Annotated in this window: 12 protein-coding genes; 9 read left to right on the top strand and 3 right to left on the bottom strand. The window is 67.8% G+C overall.

Features of this window, described 5'->3' with window-relative positions; translation table 11 throughout:
• The 4 genes from ACFP3H_RS22280 (at position 1) to ACFP3H_RS22295 (ending at position 3,818) form a co-directional block, all read left to right on the top strand.
• Positions 1-1,020, top strand: coding sequence for an NAD-dependent epimerase/dehydratase family protein (locus ACFP3H_RS22280; RefSeq protein WP_378608930.1), 1,020 nt, complete (start codon positions 1-3; stop codon positions 1,018-1,020).
• Complete coding sequence (locus tag ACFP3H_RS22285; RefSeq protein WP_378608931.1) at positions 1,017-1,769, top strand: glycosyltransferase family A protein; 753 nt, start codon at positions 1,017-1,019, stop codon at positions 1,767-1,769. Before ACFP3H_RS22280 ends, ACFP3H_RS22285 begins: the two co-directional genes overlap by 4 nt.
• Positions 1,770-1,818: 49 nt before the next feature.
• The gene (locus tag ACFP3H_RS22290; protein WP_378608932.1) at positions 1,819-3,321 is read left to right on the top strand and encodes a class I adenylate-forming enzyme family protein; all 1,503 of its coding nucleotides are present in this window, start codon (positions 1,819-1,821) and stop codon (positions 3,319-3,321) included.
• Between the two features lie 173 nt (positions 3,322-3,494).
• Positions 3,495-3,818, top strand: a complete 324-nt coding sequence (locus ACFP3H_RS22295; RefSeq protein WP_378608933.1) for a PIN domain-containing protein — start codon at positions 3,495-3,497, stop codon at positions 3,816-3,818.
• Here ACFP3H_RS22295 and ACFP3H_RS22300 read toward each other — a convergent pair.
• Positions 3,805-5,115, bottom strand: coding sequence for a phthiocerol/phthiodiolone dimycocerosyl transferase family protein (locus tag ACFP3H_RS22300; protein ID WP_378608934.1), 1,311 nt, complete (start codon positions 5,113-5,115; stop codon positions 3,805-3,807). The genes ACFP3H_RS22295 and ACFP3H_RS22300 overlap by 14 nt on opposite strands.
• Before the next feature lie 74 nt (positions 5,116-5,189).
• Between ACFP3H_RS22300 and ACFP3H_RS22305 the strand changes: the two genes are divergently transcribed.
• The 5 genes from ACFP3H_RS22305 (at position 5,190) to ACFP3H_RS22325 (ending at position 7,059) form a co-directional block, all read left to right on the top strand.
• Entirely contained in the window at positions 5,190-5,468 is a 279-nt protein-coding gene (locus tag ACFP3H_RS22305) for a hypothetical protein (RefSeq protein WP_378608935.1), read from the top strand.
• Positions 5,465-5,782, top strand: coding sequence for a hypothetical protein (locus ACFP3H_RS22310; RefSeq protein WP_378608936.1), 318 nt, complete (start codon positions 5,465-5,467; stop codon positions 5,780-5,782). The genes ACFP3H_RS22305 and ACFP3H_RS22310 overlap by 4 nt, the downstream gene beginning before the upstream one ends.
• Positions 5,783-5,827: 45 nt before the next feature.
• The gene (locus ACFP3H_RS22315) at positions 5,828-6,040 is read left to right on the top strand and encodes a hypothetical protein (RefSeq protein WP_378608937.1); all 213 of its coding nucleotides are present in this window, start codon (positions 5,828-5,830) and stop codon (positions 6,038-6,040) included.
• The gene (locus ACFP3H_RS22320) at positions 6,012-6,176 is read left to right on the top strand and encodes a hypothetical protein (protein WP_378609598.1); all 165 of its coding nucleotides are present in this window, start codon (positions 6,012-6,014) and stop codon (positions 6,174-6,176) included. Before ACFP3H_RS22315 ends, ACFP3H_RS22320 begins: the two co-directional genes overlap by 29 nt.
• A 382-nt stretch (positions 6,177-6,558) precedes the next feature.
• The gene (locus tag ACFP3H_RS22325) at positions 6,559-7,059 is read left to right on the top strand and encodes a DUF4143 domain-containing protein (protein ID WP_378609554.1); all 501 of its coding nucleotides are present in this window, start codon (positions 6,559-6,561) and stop codon (positions 7,057-7,059) included.
• On the opposite strand, the gene ACFP3H_RS22330 is transcribed toward ACFP3H_RS22325, so the two are convergent.
• Complete coding sequence (locus ACFP3H_RS22330; RefSeq protein WP_378608938.1) at positions 6,969-7,367, bottom strand: type II toxin-antitoxin system VapC family toxin; 399 nt, start codon at positions 7,365-7,367, stop codon at positions 6,969-6,971. The two genes, ACFP3H_RS22325 and ACFP3H_RS22330, sit on opposite strands and share 91 nt — an antisense overlap.
• A gap of 2 nt (positions 7,368-7,369) precedes the next feature.
• On the bottom strand, positions 7,370-7,636 hold the full coding sequence (locus ACFP3H_RS22335) for a hypothetical protein (RefSeq protein ID WP_378608939.1): 267 nt from the start codon (positions 7,634-7,636) through the stop codon (positions 7,370-7,372).
• Positions 7,637-7,713: the final 77 nt, after the last annotated feature.

The following is a 7,713-nucleotide window of genomic DNA, read 5'->3' on the forward strand; positions in this document are numbered from 1 at the left end:
ATGACAGTCCTGGTGACCGGTGCGAGCGGGTTCGTCGGCGGGGCGATCGTGCGCGGGCTCGCGCGTCGCGGGGTGCCCGTTCGCGCGATGGTCCGGGACGCGGCCTCGGCGCCCGAGGGTGTCGAGGTGGCGGTGGCCGATCTCGGCGACACCACGGCGCTGGCTCGGGCGGTGACCGGGGTGCGGGCGGTGGTGCACGCCGCCGCGCTGCTCGGCGAATTCGGCAGGCCCGCCGAGTTCTTCGCCGTGAATGTCGCCGGAACCGACCGGTTGGCGCAGGAAGCGGCGGCGGCCGGGGTGGCGCGGTTCGTGTTCATCGGCAGCCCGAGCGCGTTGATGGCGCCCGACGGTGGGGATCAGCTCGGGATCGACGAGACGGTGCCGTATCCGTCGCGGTTCCTGAACAGCTACTGCGAAACCAAGGCTGTCGCTGAACAATTGGTGCTCGCGGCCGACGCGCCGGGGTTCACGACGTGTTCGTTGCGGCCGCGGGCGGTGTGGGGGCCGGGCGATCGGCGGGGACCGATCGTGCAGATTCTGGCGAAGTTGCGGGCGGGGCGGTTGCCGGAGCTGTCCGGCGGGCGCGAGGTGCTGGCCTCGCTGTGCTACATCGACCATCTCGTCGACGCCGTCGCGCTCGCCCTCGTGGCCGAGAATATCGGTGGGCGTGCGTATTTCGTCGCCGATGCCGAGCCGGTGTCGGTGTGGCCGACGCTGGACGCGGTGGCGCGGCGGTTCGGGCTGGCCGGACCCGGAGTGACGGTGCCCGCGCCGGTACTGGGGGCGGGATTGTCGGTGATCGAAACACTGTGGCGGATACCGGCTGTCGCGCAGCGGTGGACTCCCCCGCTGTCGCGGTACGCGGTCGCGCTGGTCACCCGGTCGGCGACCTACGACCTGTCCCGAGCCGAACGCGAGCTGGGCTATCGACCCACCGTGGGGTTCGCCGATGGCCTCGACGAATTCCACCGGTGGGTCGACGAGGTCGGCGGGCTCGACCGGCTGCTGGAGGACGCGTGAGCGAGTTCTGGGTGGTGATTCCCGCCTTCGACGAGGAGCGGGGAATCTCGGCGACGCTGGAAGCCGTTGCGGCCCAGCAGGACAGCGACTTCACCGTGGTGGTGGTCGACAACAACTCGACCGACGGCACGGTGAAGGTGGTCGAGGCGTTCGCCCAGGCGCATCCGGTGCCGCGCATCGTGGTGATCTCCGAACCGCAGAAAGGCACCGGCGCGGCCGCCGACACCGGAATGCGCTACGCCATCGCACAGGGCGCCACACATCTGGCGCGCACCGACGCCGACTGCCTGCCCGCGCCGGACTGGACGCAAAAGATCAAGGCGGGGTTCGACTCCGGGCTGCGGCTGGTCAGTGGGCAGTTGATTCCGCGCACCGACGAGGGAGTGTCGTGGCGGGATCGCACCATCATTCGGGTCGCGCTCGAGGTGGCGTCGACCTTCGGAAAGGTGCGCTCGGGCAATCGGGACCCGAAATATCTAGGGCCCTACGTGATGACGCCCGGGTGCAATATGGCGATCACGGCCGAACTGTATGTGGCGGCGGGCGGGTTCCCGCGCACGGCCATCGAGGACCTGCACGAGGACCGGGCGCTGGTCAACGCGGTACGCACGATCACCACCGCATACGGGCTCCGGCGCGACGTGCGGGTGTACGGGTCGAATCGACGGGTGCGCGCGTGGGGAATTCGTAAGACACTGGCCTGGTACGCCGACCACCGGTACCGACCCGATGTGGTCGATATTCGGTGACGCAGCGAGTGGTCGAGCTCGACAGGCCCAATGACGAGGGGGAACATCGATGACCGACTTTCTCGAACGGCTCGCGGCGCAAGCCGATCGCATACCCGATGCCTCCGCGCTCGGGGCCGTCGGCAAACGCGCCTTCACCTACCGCGAGCTCGTCGACACCGTCGCACGGGTGGCGCACAACCTCGGCGAGGCGGGATTCGAGCCCGGGGATCGGATGCTGTTCTCGATCCGGCCCAGCGTGTCGTCGGTAATGTTGATCTTCGGGACGATCGCGGCGGGCGGGACGATCGTCTTCGTCGATCCCGGGGTGGGGCCGGAACTGTTCGCCCAGCGGGTCGCGATGGTCGAACCTCGTTGGGCGGCAACGGAATCGCTGTTGTACGCGGTGAGTGGGCCGCTGTCGCGGTACGGGCGCAAGAAGGGGTTGGAGTTGCCCCGGTTCGGGGCGCTCGATGTTCGCCATATCCACAGCGGCCTGTGGGTGCCGGGCACGCCGCTGGGATCCGTGCCGATGCGGCGCTTCACCGGCGACGCGCCCGACACCTCGTTGCCGGCAACCGATCCCGACGCCGAGGCACTGATCGTGTTCACCTCCGGGACCACCGCCGACCCCAAAGCCGTTGTGCACACGCGCGCTTCGTTGAGTGCGGGATTGGCCGCGATGGGCGGCCGGACCAGCCTCGCACCCGGCGCCTTCCTCCACACCGAACAGCTCATGATGGGACTGCCCGCGCTGATGGCCGGGGCGCGGTGGGCCATGCCGCGCTATCCGCGCCTGGGCACCCACATCGACCCCGTGCGCTTCACCCGAAACCTACGCAGCGCGACCCACGCCTTCTACACCCCGGCCGACCTCGCCGTCGCGCTCGATCACCTCGAGGCCGAATCCCTGCCGGTCCCCCCGCATCTGCGCCAGGTCGCCCTCGGCGGTGCGCCGGTGACCTCGGCATTGCTGCGGCGGGCGCAGAAGTCGTTGCCGGACACGGAGTTTCTCGCGATCTACGGGATGACCGAGATCCTGCCCGTCGCGGTGGCCACCGGTGCGGCGAAACTCGCCCACGACGGCGACCTGCTCGGGGCGCCCGTGCGGGGCGTGGAGGCGCGGATCGCCGAGGACGGTGAACTGGTGCTGTCCGGGCCCAACCTGTGTCGCGGGTACCTCGGCGCGGAGCCGCTCACCGAGATCGCCACCGGGGATCTGGCACGCTGGGACGGCAAGGAACTGGTGCTCACCGGGCGCAAGAAGGACATGATGATCCGGGGCAAGACCAACATCTACCCCGGGCTGTACGAACCGGCGATCGTCGCTCTCGACGGGGTCAGGGAGGCGGTCATGGTGGGGCTGCCCGACGAGATCGGCGACGAGCGGATCGTGCTCGCGGTGGTCGCCGAACCGGAGGCCAGGGACCTCGTCGCCCGGCTTCGGGAGCTTGTGCCGCAGATCATCGACACCACTGCGGTACCCGATGACATCGTGGTGGTGGAGCGGATTCCGGTCAGCGGGCGGACGAACAAACCGGATCGGGCGGCGCTGCGGGAAATGCTCTCCTGAGTTCGCCGCAGCGCGCACTCCGTAGCTTTCTGTACACTGCGTAGCGTTCGCGCGTACGCGATGATCGACCCGGACATGCCCGACGATGAGTGAATTCGCCGAGCCACTCCACATTCTGCTCGACACCTCGGTCCTCATCGACTACAGCGATATTCAATCGAGTTTGCCGGTCGATGCGGGACGCGGCGATCAGCGCCGTCAGCGTTGCCGAACTCGCCGCGGGTATCCATGCGGCCACAGACCCGGTGCGCCAGGCTCAGCGCCAGCTCCGGTTCCAGTGGGTCGTCCGGTCGTTCGACCCGCTGCCGTTCGACACCGATACCGCGCACGTCTACGGGTTGGCCCTACTGGTCGAGCAGATCGGCCGCAAGCCCCGACGGCGGGTGGCCGCCCTGCAGATCGCGGCTACGGCCGTTCAACACGCACTTCCGCTCTACACCCGCAATCCGGATGACTTCAGGGGGCTCGGACCGCTTCTCGATATCATTGCCGTGTAGCGGTCGCGATCGCGCGAAGGGTGTGGTCGGCGAGGGATTCGATGGTGGGGCGCGGGAGCATGGTGTCGACGTAGCAGAAAGTGATCGACATGGTGGGGCCGAGGGTGGCCACCGCTACGGTCAGGGCGCTGGCGCAGGAGTTGGTGCCTGCGATGGTGAGGGCGGTGATGTGCAGGGGGTCGGGGGTTTCGGGTGGGGTGAGTTTTCCGAGGTTGCTGAGGGTGACGTTCCAGGGGGCGCGGCGGTCGATGAGTTCTATTGTGCGGCGGCCTGATTCGAGGGTGCGGGGACAGCCGTAGCGGATGGCGGCCAGGGCTGCTAGGTGGTTCTTCTGCTGGAGTTGTTGGGACAGTTGGTCTTTGGCTGTTCGGGCGGCTTGCCAGAGCGTGGCTCGGGGGCCGTAGGGGATGTAGGTGGGGACTACGGCGGTGAACATGCCGGGTTCGTCGTCGGCCGGGGGTGGGGTGAGGTCGGCGCGGATGTCGACGGGGATGCCGATGCCCGCCACCTGCGTGGATCGGGGGGCCAGGGCGCCGAGGGCGGCGGCGAGTGCGGCGGCCAGGGCGGCGTTGATTGTGACGTCGTGCTGGTGGCAGCGGGCGCGGAGTTCGGTGAGATCCGCGCCCTCGATCGTGCGAATCACGGTGCGGGTGCGGCGAATCGGGAGCGGGGGCGCGGTGCCGGGCAGGCCGGTCGGGCGGCGGCGGAGCGCGGTGAGTTGGGCGGTGAGGTTGGTGCGCAGGCAGTGCAGCAGGCGGGTGTGTTCGGGTGGGATGAGGTCGTCGGCGGCCGGGATCGGGGCGCGCGGGGAGGCGGGCGGGGCGCCGAAGGCGTGGGCGAGGATGCGCCAGCCGAGCGAGGCCATCGAACGGCCGTCGAGCAGGACGTGCGACAGAACCAGGATCAGGTCATGGTGTTCGTCGGAAGTTCCTGGGCGCCAAGCCAAGTCGATGAGACGGCCCGGCGCGGTGGCGAGGTCGATGGGTTCGGAGAGTTGGGTGTCGAAGATCGTGCGCCACTCGTCGGGGTCGGTGACGATGCGGTGCAGGACCGGCAGATGCGGGTCGGGCGACGGGGCGAAACGGGGGCCGGCGACGACTGTTGTTCGCAGCAGCGGGAATTCGGCGACCACGGCATCGGCGGCCTCCTCCAAGCGATAGGCGCCGAGCGGGCCGCGCACGCGCAATCGGACAACGCAATTCGCCGGCGACAACTGATCGATGAGCCAGAACCAACGCTCCGACGCCGACAGCGGGCGGCTGATCTCCCCCATCGCGAGCCTCCCCTGTGTCGACATCACCCTCACCGTATCGAACCCCGATCGATACACAGTGCTTTCACATGGTGTTACTACGTGCGTATTATGGGGTTATGGGTTTCGAGTGGCCTGATTGGGCGATCGCTCACCTGATCGGCATCGAACCCAGCGAGGTTCGGCAGGTCCTCGCAGCGTCACGACGGTGGCCACGCCCGGCCTACGACGGCCAGGTGACCGTCCTGACGGTGTGGGGGCGCACCACGGCCGGGCGCCCGCTGATCGTGGTCATGCGACAGCGGGAGGACTGGACGTGGGTGATCATCGGCGCACGCACGATGCGCGCCGAGGAACTGGCGCGATTCGAGCAGTGGGAAAGTGGGAACCGATCATGAGCGATCTTCCGTCCGACAAAGAAGGACTCGCCGACTTCCTCGATCGGCTGAGCTTCTCCGACGAACCCACCGACGCCCCACCACGCCTTCCCGCCAACGAAGACATCATGGTGACCACGTCGATCCGCCTTCCCCTCGGACTGCACAGTCGGTTGAAATCACTCGCCGACGAGCGGCGGGTGGGGGTCTCGACGCTCCTGCGGGAATGGGCCGAGGCGGCGGTCGCCGATATCGACGACGAGGACCAGATGATCTCGTTGGCCGAAGCCAAGCGGGCGCTGTCGCGGGTGCATCCGATTCATCGGGCCAGCTGACGAGAGGCCCACCGGTTCCGACCGGATGCCCGAAGCACACTCAACGTGCGGTACCCCGACATCTTCGTGCGTGACTGCGAACCCTACGACGTCGACACGGTTCGCGAGCACCTCGCGCTGGTTGTCGAGGTCGCCTCGCGCGCTACGGTCGACAGCGATACCGGGGTGAAGCATCAGCTCTACGCACGGGCCGGTATTCCAGGCGGGGATCGGCGGCGCCGGTGCACGGGTGGTCGGTTCGACGGCCGGGGTCGGTAGCAGGTCGAACGCGCCGGTTGTCGCGCGCGGCAGGCTGGCCGAGAGATTCGCGGCCAGCTTCTTCGCGATGGCGTCGGCGCCGGTGCGCAACTGCGCGCGCAATCCCGACGAGTCGCGGACCAAACATCTTTCGTGATCGCCGGGTCTTGCGGTTCGCGACCGATCAATGCTCGATACGCAGCACCCGCTTCGGGGGTAGTGCGGCAGTGGTCGCCGCGGGGCAGAGTTGGGGAGGGTGGGGCGAAGTGGCCCGGCAGATCCTCGATAAAGGTCCGGCAGATTCCGAATAAAGTCCCGGCAGATCCCGAATAAGTACCCGGCAGATCCCGAATAAGTACCCGGCAGATCCCGAATAAGTACCCGGCAGATTCCGAATAGGCACCCGGCAGATCCCGAGTACTCTCGTCAGAGCATGGAGAATCCGAGACTGCCGACCGAGGGGAACTCGTGCTCGAATTGGTGCCGCGTGCCGCATCCGATCAGCTCGCGGATGCTGTCGCCGGCCAGGTCAACGCCCACTGGGCGCACTCGTCGAGACCTTCGTCTTCGCCGAACTGCTGAAACTGAAGAGCTTGACCTGCGATGCCTTCGAGATCATGCACTACCGCGACCGCGACGGCCGCGAGATCGACTTCATTCTCGAGACACCGGATGGCTCCGCGACAAACTCGGCGACCGCTTCACCGCCGGAATCGTCCTTCACTTGGGAGCCAAAGGGTTCTCCTACGGGGACCGAATCCTGTCGCTGCCGCTGTCGGCTCTCTGGGGTCATGCGCCGCTGCGCACGGAACCTGCCGATGCCGGACAGACCGGACCGTGACCAGCACACGTCCGCCGGATGGTTGGCCGCGAGCGGCCACGGACACCGATTCGGCGGGACTTCCACCGTGGACCCGGCACCGGGCCGAATGACGATCTGCCGGGCCGATCAATCCTCGGTTCGCAGCACCCGCACCGGGCAGGTTATGCCCGGCGCGTTCGCCAATCGTGTGTCTGTGGTGAGTAATTCGCAGCCGTAGGCTTCCGCTGTCGCGACGTAGGCGGCGTCGTAGGTGGTGAGGTTGTCGCGTAGTTCCCAGATTCTGGGGACCAGGACTCGGGTGACGGGGACCTCTGGATCGAGTTTTTCCAGGGCGGTGACGGCTTGGGTGGCCTGGGCGGGGGTGATGGTGCCCGCTCGGGTGAAGCGGCGGATGACTGACAGGACCTCGATGGTCCAGTGTTGGGGGGCGATCCAGCGGTTGTCGGCTTCCAAGGCGGTGCGGCAGTGGTCGCCGAGGGGAGCGGGGTTGAGGAGGGCGTGGGCGAAGACTGATGCGTCGACCACGATCACTCGGTGGCCTCGTGGTCGGTCAGTGCCGAATCTCGTTCGGCGCGTTCGGCATCCAGTGCCACCTGGATGTCCTGCGCGGGGAAAGCGACATCCCAGGTGGCGGGGCTGAACTGTTTGAGGACCGCGATGTTGTCCTGGCGGCGGGCCTCGTCGCGGATCAGGTCGAACAGGAAGGCTTGCAGGGACTGGCCTCGGCGCTGTGCCAGCGCGACCAGCTGATCACGCAGCGGCTCGGGAACGTCTCGAATCTGCAGGGCAACCATGCATGCAATAGTACATGCATGAGCTACGGGCGGTTGAGGCAGCGAGGGCTCCCACGGAAACCGTGGGAGCCCTCGTG

It is taken from the genome of Nocardia lasii (assembly GCF_042658545.1).
Classification (GTDB): Bacteria; Actinomycetota; Actinomycetes; order Mycobacteriales; family Mycobacteriaceae; genus Nocardia; species Nocardia lasii.

Bases quoted from the DNA above. Each gene is read 5' to 3' on its own strand.
- ACFP3H_RS22290 (WP_378608932.1), top strand. From the start codon at position 1,819: ATGACCGACTTTCTCGAACGGCTCGCGGCGCAAGCCGATCGCATACCC.
- ACFP3H_RS22295 (WP_378608933.1), top strand. From the start codon at position 3,495: ATGCGGGACGCGGCGATCAGCGCCGTCAGCGTTGCCGAACTCGCCGCG.
- ACFP3H_RS22305 (WP_378608935.1), top strand. From the start codon at position 5,190: ATGGGTTTCGAGTGGCCTGATTGGGCGATCGCTCACCTGATCGGCATC.
- ACFP3H_RS22280 (WP_378608930.1), top strand. From the start codon at position 1: ATGACAGTCCTGGTGACCGGTGCGAGCGGGTTCGTCGGCGGGGCGATC.
- ACFP3H_RS22310 (WP_378608936.1), top strand. From the start codon at position 5,465: ATGAGCGATCTTCCGTCCGACAAAGAAGGACTCGCCGACTTCCTCGAT.
- ACFP3H_RS22300 (WP_378608934.1), bottom strand. From the start codon at position 5,115: ATGTCGACACAGGGGAGGCTCGCGATGGGGGAGATCAGCCGCCCGCTG.
- ACFP3H_RS22335 (WP_378608939.1), bottom strand. From the start codon at position 7,636: ATGGTTGCCCTGCAGATTCGAGACGTTCCCGAGCCGCTGCGTGATCAG.